Genomic DNA, 18,198 nt, shown 5'->3' on the forward strand with positions numbered 1-18,198 from the left:
TGTAAAGGAGATATAATAAATGGATGGTTTTATTGAATGTGTTAAGGAAGAATTATCTGATAAACAAATAGAACATGGTGCTTTTAGGGAGTCTGAGAAGTATCAACAAGAAATTAAATATTTTAATGGTATAGTGAATGATTTTATAGATGTGGTAAGGGCGTGTTTTTTCACTTCAACTAGAGATATAAATTTGTTCAATAATTCGCTACTATTCAATAGTAGTGATGCATTCTTAGAATCTGCCATATCATGTGGAATGTTAGTTAATGAGGGTGCTATTAATCCAGTTTATCGTGAACTTAGGTATATGCTTGAAGTAGCATTAAAATACACAATAGTAGATCAAGTTTGTTATCAATTAAACTATGAAGAAAGAATTGACTATTTTAATAAAAAAATACCTAAATCGTCAATAGACTGTATAGATGATTTACAGCTTATTGGATTAGAAAAATCCAGTATTAAAGATTTTATTAATAGTTCGCGAGATGTATATAAAAAGTTATGTGTATATGTTCATCCATCTAAAACTCAAATAAATGATTGGATTAAGAGGGAAAAAAAATGTGCATATCTAGGATTTGAATCAGAGAATGAAATAAAGCGTATATCTAAGTCAACTTATAATGTACTTGAAATTATTATAACATGCTATCTTAATTGTCTTGGGGTAAGTTCTTTAGGGGATGTCTTTATTTATTATCTTGATGAAAAGAAGAAATGGAAATTTCATAAATCTAAGTACATAAAGCAAATGAGCCAATATTATGACTATAAGTTTGAACGGAAATAAATTGAGAAATAGAATATTTTACTTGTTATTGATGCTGAGCTGTAGTGTTTCATTGAGTTTTCTGTATAAAGATAACCTACACCTATCATTAATATGTATAATTTACTAGTTTTTCTTAGATATATTAAGTTTAGTGGTGAAAATTTCATAACTACGGTTAAGGCGAGTGGATGTTAATAAAGATGTAATTATCTATAAGCAAGTTACTCGTAAATTTTTGATTAGCATATCTTCCGAGAAAACAAAAGCTTACATATAAAATTACGCTGGTATATTTATATTGTATAGGAAGCACATGACTTTTGGTACTATCATCTGAACTATAGACCTAATTATCAACTTCTGATTAGGCTAATAATGCCCACTATTAGAAAAACTCGCATAAGCTAATAAATATACAAAATTGAAAAATTTCTTAAACTCAATACATTTAGCATAGCAAGAATAAGAATCTAATTGTGTAACCAATATATATAAGCTAATATAACTTTTGAAAACGCAAAATCATTTAAAATCTCTAAGTATTATATAAAGGAGCAGAAATATGAATAATACTTTATTTTCGAAGAATACGAAAAGTTTTTCATTACCAGATAATTTAAGAGGAAGAAGTCTTCATAGCAAAGTGATACCGACATTATGTAACTTAGAAAATATGTTAAATAAATTGGTAGAAGTTAATGGTGACTTTTCAAAGTTAAAGCAATGGGAAAAGAGAAGCTATAAGGCACATAAATATAGAAGATATTCAGTTTAAGATACTGAATTTTTCCAAAGATAATTGGAGACATATAATAAGAACACATATTTTGGAGGGAAGACCAAATGATTTTGGTGCAAGCTGTATAGATATATACCTTGTAGCATATGTATCAGAAACATATGGTAAGGGTAAGGAGAAATTCTTTGAATATATAAAGAAAAATAATATATCAGACAAGGATAACTCGGCTTAGGCAATAAGGCAAGTTAGAAAAGGTGATGGTGTTTATTTAGGAATACTAAATGATGATGGATCCATTAAAGATTGGAATTTTATAAAAGAATGGTTATAAATAATTTGATGATTATAAAAATCAGAGGCTAACAATTTTATATAAGGGAAACTATTAGTTTTTTTAGGAGACAAAAGATTATGGATATATCTGATTTTAAAAATAAAAAGGTAACAGGAAGTAGTGATATTAAGAGCGACTGTTTGTTAGTTGAGAAAGTAAAAGCTTACATTCCTGATATTGAAGAGTTATTATGTTCAGCAGCTGAGAATATAAAAATAGATGAATTAGAAAATATCAGTGGCAAAAAACTCCCAAAAGAGTTTAGAAAGCTTTACTTAGACCATGATGGTGAAAGTGATATGATTCTTGGAGTAATGTCAGGTTTAAGATGGATGGATATAAAATCAATTATAAGAGAATGGAAGTCACTACAAGAATCGGCTTATGAAATCATATCAGATAAAGCTGGGTTCATAAAGGAAGGTAAGTTTAAAAAGGGATGGATACCATTTGCAGAAGACTGTGGAGGCTCTTTTTTAGTGATGGATTTAGAACCAGATGTTAATGGTACATATGGACAAGTTATTACAATAGATAGAGAATCAGAGATTTCTTATGTTGTTTCGGATAGTTTAGAGATGTTTTTTGAATTTATTGAGAATAGTTTTAAAAATGGAGCCATGAATATTCTGAAAGATGATGATGTTAAAGTAATACAATGGAAAACAGGGCATCTTTTTGATGATGTAATAGCTTTAAAAGGCACAACAATAGAAAAAAGTTATATTCCTATTAGTGGATTCTGGAAGGACTATTTTGAAGATGAAGTTGTTGATGGTAGTATTTCTACAGAAATATTGTCAAAGAAGAGAATGATATTTATAAAGGCTGATATGGGAAAAAATTTTGGAATAATATCCTTAGATATTCTAAAAAATATGAGTAATCTTAAGGAACTTATTATTTATGCTGATGAGATAGATAGTTTTAAACCTATAAAAGATATTCCTTCTTTAGCAAAGCTTGTAGTTGGAAGTAAATCCTTTAAAGATTCGGATTTGGAGTATATAGTAAGTTCACCGCAGTTGAAGGAATTAACTTTAGTTAAACTTACATTAAATGATATACATATGTTACAAAATATAAAAACATTAAAGCGTTTGAGATTATATAAAATAGATACAATTGATATTAGTACTATAAGAAATTTAAAAAATCTAACAGAGTTAAGTTTAGAAGACATGGAGGTTGGTGATTTATCGTACCTTTCAGTTCTTAATAAATTAACAAAGTTAGAATTAAAAGAAGTAAGTATACCTAATTTCAGTTGGTTGCAGGGATTAAAAAAGTTAACTGTTTTTGAGACTGATAGAAGAGCTGAGGATGAATCAAATATAGAAATTTTCTGGGAAATGGAAAAATTGCAAGAGTTAATTTACCCCATTGGAGATATGAAAATTTTAAAAGATTGTACAAACTTAAGAACAGTTGGTATTGATGCATCAAGGTTTGAATCTTTAGATCGGATTAGTGGTTTAAATATTACTAGTATAACTATATTTAATGCAACCTCAGAAGAAAATGCAAAATATATAGTAGCTGAATTTCAAAAGCATTATAAGCTTCAATCATATGGTTGGCAGCAGACATGGTAAATTTTCATTAAATTATGGTTTATAAATTTACATAGGGTAGGTGGCTTTTTCATGGATATTAACAAAATCACTTTTGAAAGTGTTAGTGCAAAAATAGTAGAATGCTTTAACCTAGGAAATCCTTTAAAAGGTCCAGATTTAGTTCCTAATAAACTAGGAGATGCATTTGAAGAATCAAGGAAAAATCTTATATGGGAAAAGGTCTTAGATTGGGAGCTGTTTGAAAGTGGAGTAATTGATATCTCAGATGAAGATTTTATTCAGTTACTGTTTAATGGTAAATGCACTAAAAGTGGACTATTGTACATTATAACAGATTTTTGTTTTAGTGATAAAATGGCTTTTTGCATTAGTCATTCTGATCTAGAAGAGTTTATAACCACTGAATACCCTAAGTTGTGTCAAATGTCCTTTTTCCAAACGGAGGACATAATATTTTTTAAACCAAATGAAAAGTTTATAACATACTTACATCATTCAGGATTTATCGCTCACTATAGTGAAAAAAGCTAAATATAGCTAATCTTTTTAAAGATAATTGATTAGCCTGATAATTATTTGCAGAGGTGGTCTAATGGATAGAGATTATGTGATGACAGAGCCAAAACACTTGGTACAAATAGAATTAAAAAATGCTGGATTTGATGTAGATAATATAGAAATTCCTAAGAGAGTTTTTCTATTAGCTGATAGTACCTATGATGCTATGCTTGAGAAAGAATGTGGAACTTATAAATATCCTTTAGGTGGCAAGTTATATGTATTTAATGCTAATTCAAACGTTGGATTTATCAAATCAAAAATGTGTTCACCAGGGATAGCTATACAAGCAGAAGACTTAATTGCTGGTGGGGTTAAAGAATTAATACATGTTGGTTTTGCTGGAGTATTACAACCTAGTATGAATATTGGTGAAATTATAGTTACAGATGGTGCATATAACGATACTGCGGTGGCAAGGCTTTATGGCTTTGATTATGACTTTATAGAAACCTCTAAAACATTAACAGATGAATTAGCTTTTTTATTAAAGAATAGTTTTATTGAAGCAAAGCGAGGAAAACATTGGACTACCGATGCTGGGTATCGAGAAACTTGGGGACAAGTTTTGGATTATCGTACTAAAGGGGCTTTATGTGTAGAAATGGAAGGTGTTGGTCTTTTTACAATAGGTAAATATAGAAAATGTACTACTTCTGCTATTTATATAGTTACAGATATACTTGATGAAAAAGGATGGAGTTTAGGCTGGCAAGGTAATGAAATCAAAAAGTCAGTAGATAAGATAATCGACATGATTATTGATTCAGTAAAGGAAAAATAAAGTATCAATAAATTTAAAGGGGGAAATGCAATGGAAATTTCTTTAAAAGCCATTGGCTATGTCAGTAACGAAGTAGAAAATAGAAAAGATAATTCCTGGGGACAAGATGTTTCTAAAATTGTACTAGAAAAAGAGTACTTTGGTGGTTTAAATGGTCTGAGAAATTTCTCACATGCGATTATTATATATTATTTGGACAAAGCAAACTTTGATATTAATAAACATCTACAACGTAGACCACAGAATAGAGATGATATGCCATTGGTTGGAATATTCTCGCAAAGAGGGAAAGATAGACCAAATCAAATTGGAATTACGTCAGTTCAAATAATTTCGGCTACCGAGGAGGTGCTGGTGGTAAAAGGTTTAGATGCTATTGATAAGACTCCAATTTTAGATATTAAGCCTTATTATCCTATGTACGATTGTAAAGAAAATGCAATTGTTCCTGAATGGGTTAACCGTCTGATGGAACATTATTTTTAGAGGAGGAAATGTTTATGAGGAAAGTAAGCTTAAATCATATATCAGCTTGGATTCATAAAAATGCAAGAGAACTTGAGATTGCAATATGGAAATACCATTTTGAGGAGGGAAGTAAAGAAGCTGTACTTAATGCATTAACGTATTATCAAAACGAAGATGGTGGATTTGGTAATACAGTTGATCCTGATAATTGGAATGTGAATTCATTGCCATATGCAACGTTGTTTGTGATAAATATTCTAGATGATATCGAATTCTATGATATGCAGCATCCAATTTATTTGGGTATAAAAAAGTACATAGATACTGAATCAAACTTTCCAGAAGGATGGGTTTTTACTGTTGAAACAAATAAAGATTATCCCCATGCTAGTTACTATAATTATGATGAAAACTATAATAAAACAGAAAGTACCGGTATCATTTTAGGTTTTTGCTCATTTATAATTAATCACTATCCTGAATCAAAGATATATGCTGAAGTCTTAAAACTTAGCGATAAAATGTTAGAGAAACTTTACAGTGGTGATAATCTTGGCGATATGGGACCAACAGGATATATTTCTTTGGTTGATGCTACGAAACACGCAAAGCTTCAGGGATATGATTATGATAAATTAGAGCTAAGATTGAGAGAACTAGTAAATAAATCTATTCAACGAAACCCAGAGCAATGGCCTTATTATGGCTACAAACCGTCAGATTATATCAAGTCAGAAGATAATATTTTTTATGAAGATAATAAAGATATTATTCAGGTGGAATTGGATTTTTTATATGATACTTTACCACAAAATGATGTTTGGCCAATTCCTTGGTCATGGTTTGAAAACAATGAGAAATATCCAAAAGAGTCAATAATCAGTGGAAACTGGTGGAAGGCTATCAAAGCTATTGAAAAAGCAAAGTTCTTAAGGAATTTTATTAGAGTGCAATAGCAAACTCTAATTTATAAAGGGTATGTTGAAAATGACCACATAGGAAAAAAGTTTAAAGGTTTTAGAAGAGCTCTTTGCAAGAGATTATGAATTTGCTCTAGCAACATCAAGTGATAACATTCCATCTGTTAGATTTGTAGATACCTTTTATGATGAAGGTGCTTTCTATATTGTTACTTATGGAAAATCACAGAAAGTAAAAGAAATTGAAAAAAATCCTGAAATAGAAATGTGCAATAAACTTTATCGCTTTATTGGAACTGCGTATAATATTGGACATCCGCTCTTAGAAGAAAATCAGGCAATAAGAGAAAAATTGATAAAGGTATTTGAACCTTGGTATTTCGCTCACAATAACGAAAATGATGAAAATATGTGCTATGTAAAAATAGAATTGAAACAAGGTTTCTTTTATAAATACGGAACTGGATATAAGGTTGATTTTGAAAATAAGAAAGCAGAGGAATTCCCGTTTACCTTTGATATCGGAATTATTGATTAATTTATAAAATTAGATACATTCAGTTATTTCTTTTACTAAATGTTGTAAACTACGCATTGACTTAGAACTTCATACTTATCAATCAGAACCTATGGTAGTTTATGATATGAATTTATCAGAATTAATTCTTAAAAAATATAATTTATTAAAGACTAATAAAGATAGGAAAATTTTAAGTACTGATGAAATTACGAAGATATACGGTTTTATCAATTCATCTAATATTACAGATCCAGTAATCATACAGGAGCACATTAAATCGGTAAAAAGGAAAATACAAAAAAGTTAATGTTATGGTATTAACTGGACAAAGGTAGTAGGAATGATAAAGAGTTAGCAGAAAAATAAGTCGTGGCAATAGTGAAATTTTGATTTGAAAGGAAATTGTATTATGGGAGAATTATCAAAGCTACCGAATATAGGAAAAGAAGTTGAAAGGCAGTTAAATAACGTAGGCATAGATACATACGATGAATTGAAAAATATTGGTGCAGAACAGGCATGGTTAAAAATACAAGAGATTGATGTTTCAGCATGTATTAATAGATTGTTAGCGCTGGAAGGTGCCATTGAAGGGGTTAAGAAAACAGAGTTATCACAGGAACGTAAAGCAGAACTGAAAGATTTTTATAATTGCCATAAAATTAAGTGGTAAATGTTGTGTTATGCAACCTCGTGGTTAAAGCATACATAATTTAAAGAAAATTCAATATACGTAAAGGGGATTTTTATGAAGTCATATATTTTAAAGCTTATTATAATAGGAGGTTGTATTTTTTCTGTAATGACCTTACAAGGTTGCGAGAAAAATAAAGAGGCTCGCAATAATAGCAGTATTAGTAATAACACTGAAGTTAGCAATAGTGCTAATAGCAGTAATAGTGATGAAAATAATAATAAGGATGTAAAAAGGGATAATGACAGTAGTAAAAGTAATGACGTTAGTAACGGTAATGAGCTTGTTAAGCCTAAGAATCCAAGAGACGAATACGATATTCAAGTAATTGAGCAATTAAAGAAGGCAGGGTCAGGTCTTAGTAAAGAACATGAAATAGAGCACCACTTTGTGATTTATGGCGATAAGAAAAAAGCTGATGGGGTAATAAGTGAATTGGTAAAGCAAAATTATAAGGTTACGGAACTTGAGGAGGATCAAGATAATGGTGAAAGCTATTATTTCTTTGATGCTATAATATCTAGTATGGTAAAGCCTGAGATTATATCTTCACAAACTTATACCATGGAAAAAATCGCAGATAAATACGATATCGAGTATGATGGTTGGGGTTGTATGGTTGTTAAGTAGTAAGCTAGAAAAATCAAATATTCAAGAGGTAATATAATTGTATATTTGGAAGTTAATCAAAGGAAGTTAAAAATCACTACCGGAAAATTAAAGTATAGCAAAACAAGAACGCTAGGGTTTTAGTGCTCTTGTTTTTGGTTTTATATTTTCACTAATAAGTTTAGTAGTATTTCAGTTCACTAAGTTGGACATCCTAGGGATAATTATTGATATTGTAATTTGTGCCTATTTTGGTACTTGTGCCAATAGAACTATTACGGAGATATATAGATTTGGTGGACAGGAAGAGATTTAGAGTGTTTGATATAGTGAAAAATACAAAATATAGATCCTCTAGTTAAAATCTTTAAAAGAATTGTCCACCGTTTCAATCATAAGCTTCGATACATAATTATCAGGAGCCTTTTCTGCTATATCTGAAATTAGATATTCTTCATAAGAATATTTTCCTAAGGTGATTTTATTTTCATCAGCATAGGCTAACATTTTAGTGTAAAGCTGATGAAAATCTTCATATGCACCTTTAAAATATCCACATAAATATACGCCTTTTTTTCTAAGCTTTGTTTTGCCTTTTATAGGGTGATCTGATTTTACATATAAATAAGAAAAATTTAAGAAGTTATTTTTTCTAATGTTATCTACAGAGATTATAGTTCCAACGTATTCATTAATGGTGATTCCTAAACTTTTACAAAACTTAATATACTCTTGCATAAAGCTTGCAAAATCATTGATAGAGTTATTTTCAATATTATCGGAAGGAACAATAATTGTTTCTGGAATAACTTCTAGGTGAATATCATAATTACTGTTCATTCCTTGCATGGTCAATTCCTTTAAGCTTTCAATACTTTTCTGTACTTCTTGAAGCCATTTTATTTTCTCAGAAATTTCTACAGTTTTTTCTTCTAATAAGTCTAAGAACATTTCAGGATTGCGATTTTCAAGATAAATTTTTATATCCATCAAAGACATACCTAGATTTTTTAGGTTTAGGATAACACATAAAGTAAAGTATTGCTCATAGGAGTAATATCGGTATCCGTTTTCCTTTATCAGTTCAGGTTTAAATAGACCAATTTCATCATAGTGAAACAAAACATGTTTATCTATATCACACATTTTAGCAAATTTGCCAGTGGTAAAATATTTTTTATGCATTTAATTTTCTCCTCTTGACTATAAGGTAACCTTATAGTTTATCATAGTACATATTGATGCTGTGGTCAAAGATTTAGTTAAGAAAAATACTGACAGGAGAGGTGTTAAACAATGAAATTAATTTTACAGCATTTAAAAAAATATAAGGTATATGTATTTTTAAATGTTTTAGCAGTGATGGCTTTTGCATTAGTGGAAATTGGCATTCCTACAATTGTATCCAAAATGATAGATAAGGGTATTGTATTGAATGATAAATATTATATATATAAGCTGGGTATTATTATTTTGATAGTGGCTATTATTGGAGGCATAGGAAACATACTTCTAGCTTATTGTAGTTCCAAGATTAGTACTTCCATCACAAGAGATATAAGAAATGATATTTTCAAAAAAGCGCAGGAATTTTCACATACTGAATATAACAAATTTGGAGTATCAAGCATGATAACTAGGACTACTAATGATGCTTTCGTTTTAATGCAGTTTATCAATGTATTACTTAGAACAGCATTATTGACTCCAGTGATGATAATAGTCAGTGTGTTTATGGTAATAAAGACTAATTTAACTTTATCCTTGGTTATAGGAGCATTTATCCCTATTATATGCATTGGGGTATTTATTATAGCTAAAATCAGTGAGCCAATTGGTATGAAGCAACAAAAGGGTATGGACAATATAAATAGGATTATCAGAGAGAATTTAACTGGAGTTAGAGTAATTCGTGCCTTTAGAAAGGAACAATATGAAACTAAAAGATTTTCTGAGGCAAATGAAGATTATGCTTATAACTCCAAGAAGCTCTTTAAGCTTATGGCAGTGCCACAGCCAGCATTTTTCTTCCTTCTTAGTGTTGGACTTGCTATTGTATTTATGTTATCTAGCAAGATGATTGATAAAGGTGTGCTTCAGGTAGGGGATTTAGTTGCCTTTCAGGAGTATATGTTCCATGCGATGTTTTCTATTATGCTGTTTTGCTTGGTTTTCGTTATGTATCCTCGTGCAGCCATAAGTGCTAGACGTATACAGGAAATATTAGATGAAGATCCAGCTATTAAAAATCCGCAGAATCCAGTATTCAGTGGGGATGAAAGTGGAACATTGGAGTTTAACGATGTTACTTTCAAGTATCCTGATAGCGAAGTTCCAGTTTTGGAAAACATAAGCTTTAAAGCTAAGAAAGGTGAGATAGTTGCGTTCATTGGAAGTACTGGTAGTGGGAAAAGTACCTTAATTAATCTTATACCTAGAGCATATGACGTTAGTGCTGGAAGTATAAAAATAGATAGGGTAGATGTCAGAGAATATGATTTAAGAGCTTTAAGGTCAAAGATAGGTTTCATACCTCAGAAATCTGTGCTTTTTTCAGGTAGTATAAGTGAAAATATAAGATATGGTAAGCAGGAGGCTAGTGAAATTGAAGTAGAAGAAAGCGCTAAAATTGCACAAGCTTATGATTTTATTATAGACAAGCCAGAAAAGTTTCAGGACCCAGTTGAAGAAGGTGGAAGCAACTTGTCTGGTGGGCAAAAACAAAGGTTAAATATATCTAGAGCTATTATAAAAAAGCCTGATATTTATATATTTGATGATTCTTTTTCTGCATTGGATTTCAAGACTGATGCTAAATTAAGAAAAAGCTTAAAAAGTGAAATAACAGAGGCAATTACATTGATTGTAGCACAGAGAGTTTCTTCAATCATGGATGCTAATCAAATTATAGTATTGGATGAAGGTAAAATAGTTGGCATGGGAACTCATCGGCAGTTACTAAAAGACTCTAAGATTTACTATGAGATAGCTGCTAGCCAAATGTCAAAGGAGGAATTAGCACTATGAAGAAGCGAAATAATGGAGTAAAATATTTAGTTCCATATTTTAAACCATATAAATTAAAAGTAATGTTAGCAATATTATTGATTATTTTGGCTGCTTACCTTACAGCATTAAGTCCAACCTTTGAAGGAATGATTACAACTCAATTATTTTCTGATGTTACAGCAGGTAGAGCTGTTGAATTTAAAAGGATAACTGAAATTATAATAACTTTGGTTTTGATTTATATAGTAGGAAATTTAAGTAGTTATATTTATCAGCTTTTATTAACTGATTCTATTCAAGCTGCTATGGAGGATTTGAGGCAAGATGTTCAGAGAAAAATTACAAAATTGCCTATTAAATATTTTGACAAAAATTCCTTAGGAGATACCTTAAGTAGGGTATCTAATGATGTGGACACTATATCAAATGCACTTCAGCAAAGCTTTGCACAGATTTTAAATGCTATATTAGGTTTAAGCTTGGCGTTATATATGATGTTTAAGATTCACAGCGGCATGGCTATGATTTCACTATTAATCATAATTCTTTCAATTGTAATTTCAAAAGTGATTACAAAAAAGTCTCAACCTATTTTCGAAGAACAACAAGGGGCGTTAGGAAAATTAAATGCTGTTGTACAAGAAAAATTTACTGGCTTTAATGAGATAAAGTTATTTAACAAACAGGAAGATTCAATAGAGGAATTTATCGATGCCAATGAAGAACTTTGTAGACAAGGTTTTAAAGCTCAGTTTATAAGTGGATTAATGAATCCTCTTGTAAGTTTTATAACTTATGTTGGAATTGGTTCAGTAGTTATTCTAGGGTCCTTCTATGTAATTTCTGGAGTAATTGTTGTTGGACAGCTACAAGCTTTTATTCGTTATATATGGCAAGTTAATCAGCCAATGTCACAAATTACTCAACTAGCAGGAGCTATTCAATCTTCTATAGCGGCAATGCATAGAGTTTTTGAATTCTTAAATGAAGAGGAAGAAATAGAAGAAGTTAAAGTAGATGTAGAAAATGAAAAAAGCTATGGAAATGTATCCTTTGAAGATGTTCAATTTTCTTATACAAAGGACAAAACGTTACTTAATGGTGTGACCTTTAATGTAAAAGCTGGACAAATGGTTGCAATAGTAGGGCCAACTGGAGCTGGAAAGACTACTCTAATTAATTTATTGATGAGATTCTATGAGGTTAATGGTGGGTCCATAAAGATTGATGGTGTAGATATTAGAGATATGAAAAGAGAAACTTTAAGAGAAAAGTTTGGAATGGTTCTACAAGATACTTGGCTATTTAATGGTAGTATAAAAGAAAACATTGCTTATGGAAAAAATGGTGCTAGTAAAGAGGAAATAATTGAAGCAGCAAAGATTGCAAATGTTCATCATTTTATTACTACTCTACCTGAGGGTTATGACATGATATTAAATGAAGAAGCCAACAATATTTCGCAAGGTGAAAAACAACTGATTACCATAGCAAGAACGGTGCTTTGTGACCCTAAAATCTTGATATTAGATGAAGCTACTAGTTCCGTTGATACAAGGCTAGAGCAAAAGCTGCAGGCTGCTATGAGAAATATTATGAAAGATAGGACATCCTTTGTGATAGCACATAGGCTTTCAACTATTAAGAATGCAGATTTGATACTAGTTATGAGCAACGGTGGAATTGTAGAACAAGGAACTCATGAAGAACTTTTAGAACAAAAAGGACATTATGAACAGCTTTACCATGCCCAATTTGCGGATTTTGACAATGGTTAGAAATCTTATTTTTAAATAAGTAATGACATAAAAGGTTTTGTTTCTGTATGATAGAAGCAAAACTTTTATGTTATTTATGAAGAATTGATTTTAATTGATGTAAAATGTATACTATATAAAGTATTAGAAGAATGATATTGTTTTCAGAGATAATGTTATATATGGAAGGACGCGTTACAGATGAAAGTATTATTAACTGCTCTTAATTCTAAGTTTGTTCATAGCAATTTAGCTGTTAGATATTTAAAAGCATTTACTAAGGACTTGGAATATGATTGTAAAATAAGAGAGTTTTCTATAAATGATAGGGAAGAACATATACTTAAAGAAATTATAAAAGAGGAAGCTGATGTTGTAGCCATCTCTACGTATATATGGAATGTAGAGATGGCTACTCGTTTAGCAAATTTAATAAAAGCGGTAAATCCTGAGATAGAAATAGTATATGGTGGACCAGAAGTATCTTATGATAGTAGAAGTTTCTTAAAGGATCATGTTGGAGACTACATTATAGAAGGGGAAGGCGAGAAAACTTATAGGGAATTTATTGAGTATAAATTAGGTGTTAATGAAATAGAATATATAAAGGGATTACATTATAAGAGAGATGGTGTAGTCTTTTCAAATGAAACAAGACCTTTAATGACATTTGAGGATGTGCTTTTCCCTTATGAAGAAGATGAAGATTTAAACAATAAAATTGTGTATTTCGAATCCTCGAGGGGCTGCCCTTTCAGTTGCAGCTATTGCCTTTCATCTACAAGCCATGGGGTTAGATTTCACTCTATAGATAGGGTGCTTAAAGAACTTCAATATTTCATAGATAAAAAAGTAAGATTAGTGAAATTTGTTGATAGAACTTTTAATTGTAATCATAAATTCTCTATGGCAATTTGGGAGTTTTTAATAAAAGCAGACACAAAAACTCAATTCCACTTTGAAATTTCTGCAGATATATTAAAACAAGAGGAAATAGATCTACTAAGAAATGCACCAGAAGGAAGATTTCAATTTGAGGTTGGAGTACAAACAACTAATGATGATGTTTTAAGAAATATAAATAGATTTGTTAACTTTAGTGATATAAAAGAAAAAGTTATAGAGTTGATGTCTATTAAAAACATTAAACAGCATTTAGACTTAATCGCAGGACTTCCAGGAGAAGATTATGAATCCTTTAAAAAGTCTTTTAATGATGTATATTCAATAAAGCCAGAGGAAATACAGCTTGGCTTCTTAAAGTTACTAAAAGGTTCATCTATGAGAGAAGATGCAGATAAATATGGAATGAAGTATTCACCATACCCACCATATGAAATTTTAAAGACAAATAAGATTTCTTATGAGGAACTTTTAAAATTAAAAACCGTAGAAGAAATGGTTGATAAGTATTATAACTCTCAAAAGTTTAATTTTATAATACAGTATTTTGAAGGTAAGTTTGAAAAACCTTTTGATTTTTATTATAGCTTGGGCACATTTTTCGAAAATCAAGGATACTTTAATAGGAATATAGGAAACTCAGAATATTATAAAGTATTTTTAGATTTTAATAAAGTTGTACTAGGGGAAAGTAATACATATTTAAAAGAGATTATTAGATTTAATTACTTAATATACAATAAAAAACGTGGGCTACCTGAATTTTTAAGAAGTGATATGGAAAAAGAAGAAGAAAAAATTATTAAAGAAAAACTAAAAGAACAATACTCATTTAAAGAATATTATTTGGAAAAGTTCAAGATTAATATTGAAAAGTATATTCAAAATGGAGAAATATTAGAAGAAAATACTTACTATTTGTTTAATGATACAGCTAATTATATTGGCATTTAGACACATATGAAAAACAAACCTTGGAAATTTCTAAAGGTTTGTATTTTTTTATATCATATAGTTTTTTATTGAAAAGTGCTTAATGAGGTAGTATAATTTACTTGAAGAGGTATAAAAAACTATATTCATAAAATTCTATTATATAGGTGGTGAGGAGTTGGCACTTGAAGCACTAAAAGAAATAAAAGCTAATGAAGAAAAAGCGGAGATTAATATTAAGGACGCTGAAACTAAAGCTAAAGATATAATTAAAAACGCACATGTACAAGGTGAGGAAGAATACAATAATATAATTGCTATGGCAAAGGAAAAGAGCAAAGATATTATTTATAAGGCTATTACACTTGCAAATGAGGAAGTAGCTCCAATCTTAGAACAAGGAATTAAAGAGAAGGAGGAGATTTTAAAAACTTCTGAAGCTGCAAGGAAAAAAGCGATTAATTTGGTCATTGAGAGGATAGTGAATACACATGGCAATAGTTAAAATGGATAAGTTTACTTTGCTTTTTTTTGAATCTCAAAAAGAAAAGCTGTTAACAGCACTTCAAGGCTTTGAGAGTATCCAATTTATCAATCTTCAAGATCAAGAACTTTTAGAGAAGAATGAGGAATTTAAAAACCTTAAAAAAGATTCAGTAAACGTGAATTTATCAGATTATAATGAGCAGCTTTCTAAAATTAGATTTTCACTAGAATTCTTAAAGGATTATATGCCTAAACAATCAGCACTAAAATCTATTCAAAAGGAAAAAGCATCGATAACAGTTAAAAATCTTCAAAGATTTGTGGAAAATAGTAATTGGTTTAAAATTTATAAAGATCTGAAGGAAAAAGAAGAGACCATAGTTGCTTTGACCAATGAAATAGGAAAATATGAAACAGAAATACAGGTGCTAGATAAGTGGAAAAACTTTGATGCGACCTTTGAGGCTTTGAAGAATTTAAAATACACTAAGGCTTATCTCGGAACAATACAAAAGAATTACGAAATCAGCTTTATTAATGATTTATCTGATTCTGCAAAGAATACCTACGTTGAAATTTTAGGGAAGGATAGTCAAGATGTTTTTTTACATATAATCATGGAAAAAAACGATGAACCTTTATGCGAAGAACTATTTAAGAAATATGGCTTTAGTATATTTCAGCCTACATATGAGGGCATTCCCCAAAATATAATAAAAGAATTTTTTAAGGAAATCAAAACAGCAGAAAATAAAATTTCCCATATAAAAGAAAATTTAAAAAGCTATGAAGAGCAGTATGAGAAGCTTCAATATGCTTTTGATTATTACAATAATCTATTAATGAGAGAGGAAGCTGCTACTAATTTCTTAAAAACTGAAAAGGTAGTAGCCATAAGTGGTTGGATTCCTAGTGAGGAAAAGAATACTTTTAGCTCATTAATCAAGAGTACTGTAGGAGAGAAATTTTCTATTGAATATGAGGAAATTAAAGAGGAAGAATTTGAAGATGTGCCGATAAAACTTAAAAATAGGAAGTTTGCAAGTAATTTCGAAGGTATAGTGGAGATGTATAGTCTACCTAAATATAACGAGATAGACCCAACTCCTATTATGTCTATATTCTATTTTATATTTTTCGGAATGATGCTTTCAGATGCTGGATATGGACTATTGTTATTATTCGGTTCATTGTTTATGGTGAAATTTACAAAGGACAAGGAAAAGGCCAAGACGTATAAGCTATTTATGTTAGCAGGGATATCAACAGTTATTTGGGGCGCTATATATGGTTCTTGGTTTGGGGATTTATTTTCCAAGTACCTAGGAATAGATATTCCATATCTTTTAGATCCAGGAAAAAGTGTTACATCAATATTGTTGATTTCTGTTGCAATGGGTGTAGTTCATATATTTGTTGGTCTTGGAATCAAGGGATATATTTATATTAGAGATGGTAAATATTTAGATGCAATTTATGATGTGTTAACCTGGTATTCAACTCTTATAGGAGCTTTCCTTTGGATTGGTACAGGGATGGTGGGTTTACCATCAGTTGCTACAACAATTGGAATGATACTCTTTATTATAGGAGCAATTGGACTATTATTGACTCAGGGAAGAGAACATCCTACTATAGGAGCTAGACTTGGTTGGGGTATATATGGGGTATACGGAATGACAAGCTACCTAGGTGATATAGTTTCATACTCTAGACTTTTAGCGTTAGGGCTTGCTACAGGGTTTATTGCTAACGCCTTTAATCTTATAGTAGCTTTAATCCCGAGTCCATTTAGTATAGTTTTGTCGCCAGTGATTTTTTTACTTCTACATGGGTTTAACATGGCAGTAAATGCATTGGGTTCATATGTTCATGCAGCTAGGCTTCAGTATTTAGAATTTTTCAATAAATTCTATGAAGGTGGCGGCAAGAAATTTACTCCATATAAACTCTCAGATAATTATATAAAAATTACAAAATAATCAGAATTGAATTTATACAAGGAGGATATTAATCATGACTTTTATTGAATTTCTTTCACAAAACAATGGAGGATTAATTTTAGCTTTATGCGGAGCTGCTTTATCAGTAGGATTATCTGGTATTGGTTCAGCAAAAGGCATTAGTATAGTCGGTCAGGCAGCAGCAGGATTAATGACAGAAGAACCAGAAAAATTCGGTAAGACTTTTATTCTAGTAGCACTTCCAGGTACACAAGGACTTTACGGATTTGTTATTACCCTTATGATGCTTTTAAATATAGGAGTATTAGGTGGTGAAGCTCCATCCTTAGCTTTAGGATTTAATTATTTTATGGCTGCACTACCAGTAGCATTAACAGGTTTATTTTCTGCAATAGCCCAAGGAAAAGCAGCAGCTAGTGGAGTTTCTATCCTTGCAAAGAGACCAGACCATGTAATGAAAGGTGTTATCTACGCTGTTATGGTTGAAACTTATGCACTACTCGGTTTCGTTGCATCTTTATTCATGGTTCTAAACATAAAATAGATTTGGAGTGATACTCAATGTCTAACATAAAGAATATAACGGAGAAAATCCTAAAAGATTCAGAACATCAAGCTATAGCTATTATCAAAGCTTCAGAAGTTGAAGCTGAAAAGATAATAACTAAAAAAATTAGTGAAGCGAAGAGCATTGCTGAAAATATATTAGCGAAGGCAGAAGTTGAAGGCAAAAGTAAAAGAGATAGAATTATTTCAAATAACCAATTGAAAATTAGAAATGAAAAGCTAGCAGCAAAACAGCAAGTAATTGAAGAAATATATAAAGATGCTTTAGAAGAATTGCAAAAACTTAATGGTGATGACTATAGAAAATTCATTATTGATAAGGTGCTTTCTATGGAATTAGAAGGTGATGAAAAGTTAATTTTAAGCCATAAGGATACTGTTGATGAAGACAATATTATTGCAGATATAAATTCTAGATTTAAAGCAAAAGGTAAAAAACACAATATTTCCTTAGGTGAAAGACGTAATAATTTTACTGGTGGCTTTATTATCGAAAAAGATGGAATTGAAATCAATAATACTTTTGAAGCTTTGATTAATTTGATGAAGGAAGAATTAGAATTTGAAGTAGCGAAGGTATTATTCAGCTAAGGAG

General features: G+C 30.4%; 19 protein-coding genes and 1 pseudogene. 19 read left to right on the top strand and 1 reads right to left on the bottom strand.

Annotated features, from left to right (window positions below; all coding sequences use genetic code 11):
* The first annotated feature begins 19 nt into the window (after window positions 1–19).
* The 12 genes and pseudogenes from CLOCEL_RS08245 to CLOCEL_RS08295 all read left to right on the top strand — a co-directional run bounded on the left by CLOCEL_RS08245 (window position 20) and on the right by CLOCEL_RS08295 (window position 8,005).
* Window positions 20–796 carry a hypothetical protein gene (locus tag CLOCEL_RS08245; RefSeq protein WP_010077405.1) on the top strand — a complete coding sequence of 259 codons (777 nt, stop codon included), beginning with the start codon at window positions 20–22 and terminating at the stop codon, window positions 794–796.
* A gap of 544 nt (window positions 797–1,340) precedes the next feature.
* Complete coding sequence (locus CLOCEL_RS08250; RefSeq protein WP_010077404.1) at window positions 1,341–1,553, top strand: hypothetical protein; 213 nt, start codon at window positions 1,341–1,343, stop codon at window positions 1,551–1,553.
* A gap of 52 nt (window positions 1,554–1,605) precedes the next feature.
* Window positions 1,606–1,752 (top strand): hypothetical protein, encoded by a 147-nt coding sequence (locus CLOCEL_RS22760; RefSeq protein WP_010077403.1) that lies wholly within the window; start codon window positions 1,606–1,608, stop codon window positions 1,750–1,752.
* Between the two features lie 179 nt (window positions 1,753–1,931).
* Window positions 1,932–3,449, top strand: a complete 1,518-nt coding sequence (locus tag CLOCEL_RS08255; protein WP_010077402.1) for an SMI1/KNR4 family protein — start codon at window positions 1,932–1,934, stop codon at window positions 3,447–3,449.
* A 51-nt stretch (window positions 3,450–3,500) separates the two neighbouring features.
* Window positions 3,501–3,962, top strand: coding sequence for a hypothetical protein (locus tag CLOCEL_RS08260; RefSeq protein WP_010077401.1), 462 nt, complete (start codon window positions 3,501–3,503; stop codon window positions 3,960–3,962).
* A 61-nt stretch (window positions 3,963–4,023) separates the two neighbouring features.
* Window positions 4,024–4,773, top strand: a complete 750-nt coding sequence (locus CLOCEL_RS08265) for a nucleoside phosphorylase (RefSeq protein WP_010077400.1) — start codon at window positions 4,024–4,026, stop codon at window positions 4,771–4,773.
* Between the two features lie 30 nt (window positions 4,774–4,803).
* Complete coding sequence (gene tsaA / locus CLOCEL_RS08270; protein WP_010077399.1) at window positions 4,804–5,259, top strand: tRNA (N6-threonylcarbamoyladenosine(37)-N6)-methyltransferase TrmO; 456 nt, start codon at window positions 4,804–4,806, stop codon at window positions 5,257–5,259.
* Window positions 5,260–5,273: 14 nt separating this feature from the next.
* Window positions 5,274–6,197, top strand: a complete 924-nt coding sequence (locus tag CLOCEL_RS08275; RefSeq protein WP_010077398.1) for a hypothetical protein — start codon at window positions 5,274–5,276, stop codon at window positions 6,195–6,197.
* Window positions 6,198–6,270: 73 nt separating this feature from the next.
* Window positions 6,271–6,699: pseudogene (locus tag CLOCEL_RS23895) on the top strand (pyridoxamine 5'-phosphate oxidase family protein); the annotation flags it as partial.
* 106 nt (window positions 6,700–6,805) lie between these two features.
* Window positions 6,806–6,988, top strand: a complete 183-nt coding sequence (locus CLOCEL_RS08285; protein WP_010077396.1) for a hypothetical protein — start codon at window positions 6,806–6,808, stop codon at window positions 6,986–6,988.
* Between the two features lie 102 nt (window positions 6,989–7,090).
* Window positions 7,091–7,354 (top strand): TfoX/Sxy family protein, encoded by a 264-nt coding sequence (locus CLOCEL_RS08290; protein ID WP_010077395.1) that lies wholly within the window; start codon window positions 7,091–7,093, stop codon window positions 7,352–7,354.
* Between the two features lie 75 nt (window positions 7,355–7,429).
* Entirely contained in the window at window positions 7,430–8,005 is a 576-nt protein-coding gene (locus CLOCEL_RS08295; protein WP_010077394.1) for a ribonuclease E inhibitor RraB, read from the top strand.
* Window positions 8,006–8,338: 333 nt separating this feature from the next.
* Here CLOCEL_RS08295 and CLOCEL_RS08300 read toward each other — a convergent pair whose 3' ends face one another.
* On the bottom strand, window positions 8,339–9,169 hold the full coding sequence (locus CLOCEL_RS08300; RefSeq protein WP_010077393.1) for a MerR family transcriptional regulator: 831 nt from the start codon (window positions 9,167–9,169) through the stop codon (window positions 8,339–8,341).
* A 111-nt stretch (window positions 9,170–9,280) separates the two neighbouring features.
* Between CLOCEL_RS08300 and CLOCEL_RS08305 the strand changes: the two genes are divergently transcribed.
* The 7 genes from CLOCEL_RS08305 (at window position 9,281) to CLOCEL_RS08335 (ending at window position 18,194) form a co-directional block, all read left to right on the top strand.
* Window positions 9,281–11,011, top strand: a complete 1,731-nt coding sequence (locus CLOCEL_RS08305; RefSeq protein WP_010077392.1) for an ABC transporter ATP-binding protein — start codon at window positions 9,281–9,283, stop codon at window positions 11,009–11,011.
* A complete protein-coding gene (locus CLOCEL_RS08310; RefSeq protein ID WP_010077391.1) occupies window positions 11,008–12,771 on the top strand; it encodes an ABC transporter ATP-binding protein in 1,764 nt (587 codons plus the stop codon). Before CLOCEL_RS08305 ends, CLOCEL_RS08310 begins: the two co-directional genes overlap by 4 nt.
* A 180-nt stretch (window positions 12,772–12,951) precedes the next feature.
* The gene (locus tag CLOCEL_RS08315; RefSeq protein WP_010077390.1) at window positions 12,952–14,607 is read left to right on the top strand and encodes a B12-binding domain-containing radical SAM protein; all 1,656 of its coding nucleotides are present in this window, start codon (window positions 12,952–12,954) and stop codon (window positions 14,605–14,607) included.
* Between the two features lie 157 nt (window positions 14,608–14,764).
* The gene (locus CLOCEL_RS08320; RefSeq protein ID WP_010077389.1) at window positions 14,765–15,091 is read left to right on the top strand and encodes a hypothetical protein; all 327 of its coding nucleotides are present in this window, start codon (window positions 14,765–14,767) and stop codon (window positions 15,089–15,091) included.
* Window position 15,092: 1 nt separating this feature from the next.
* The gene (locus tag CLOCEL_RS08325; RefSeq protein ID WP_242655239.1) at window positions 15,093–17,054 is read left to right on the top strand and encodes a V-type ATP synthase subunit I; all 1,962 of its coding nucleotides are present in this window, start codon (window positions 15,093–15,095) and stop codon (window positions 17,052–17,054) included.
* A 34-nt stretch (window positions 17,055–17,088) separates the two neighbouring features.
* Window positions 17,089–17,580, top strand: coding sequence for a V-type ATP synthase subunit K (locus CLOCEL_RS08330; RefSeq protein ID WP_010077387.1), 492 nt, complete (start codon window positions 17,089–17,091; stop codon window positions 17,578–17,580).
* 17 nt (window positions 17,581–17,597) lie between these two features.
* On the top strand, window positions 17,598–18,194 hold the full coding sequence (locus tag CLOCEL_RS08335) for a V-type ATP synthase subunit E (RefSeq protein WP_010077386.1): 597 nt from the start codon (window positions 17,598–17,600) through the stop codon (window positions 18,192–18,194).
* Window positions 18,195–18,198 lie beyond the last annotated feature (4 nt).

The organism is Clostridium cellulovorans 743B (assembly GCF_000145275.1).
GTDB classification, from domain to species: Bacteria; Bacillota; Clostridia; order Clostridiales; family Clostridiaceae; genus Clostridium_K; species Clostridium_K cellulovorans.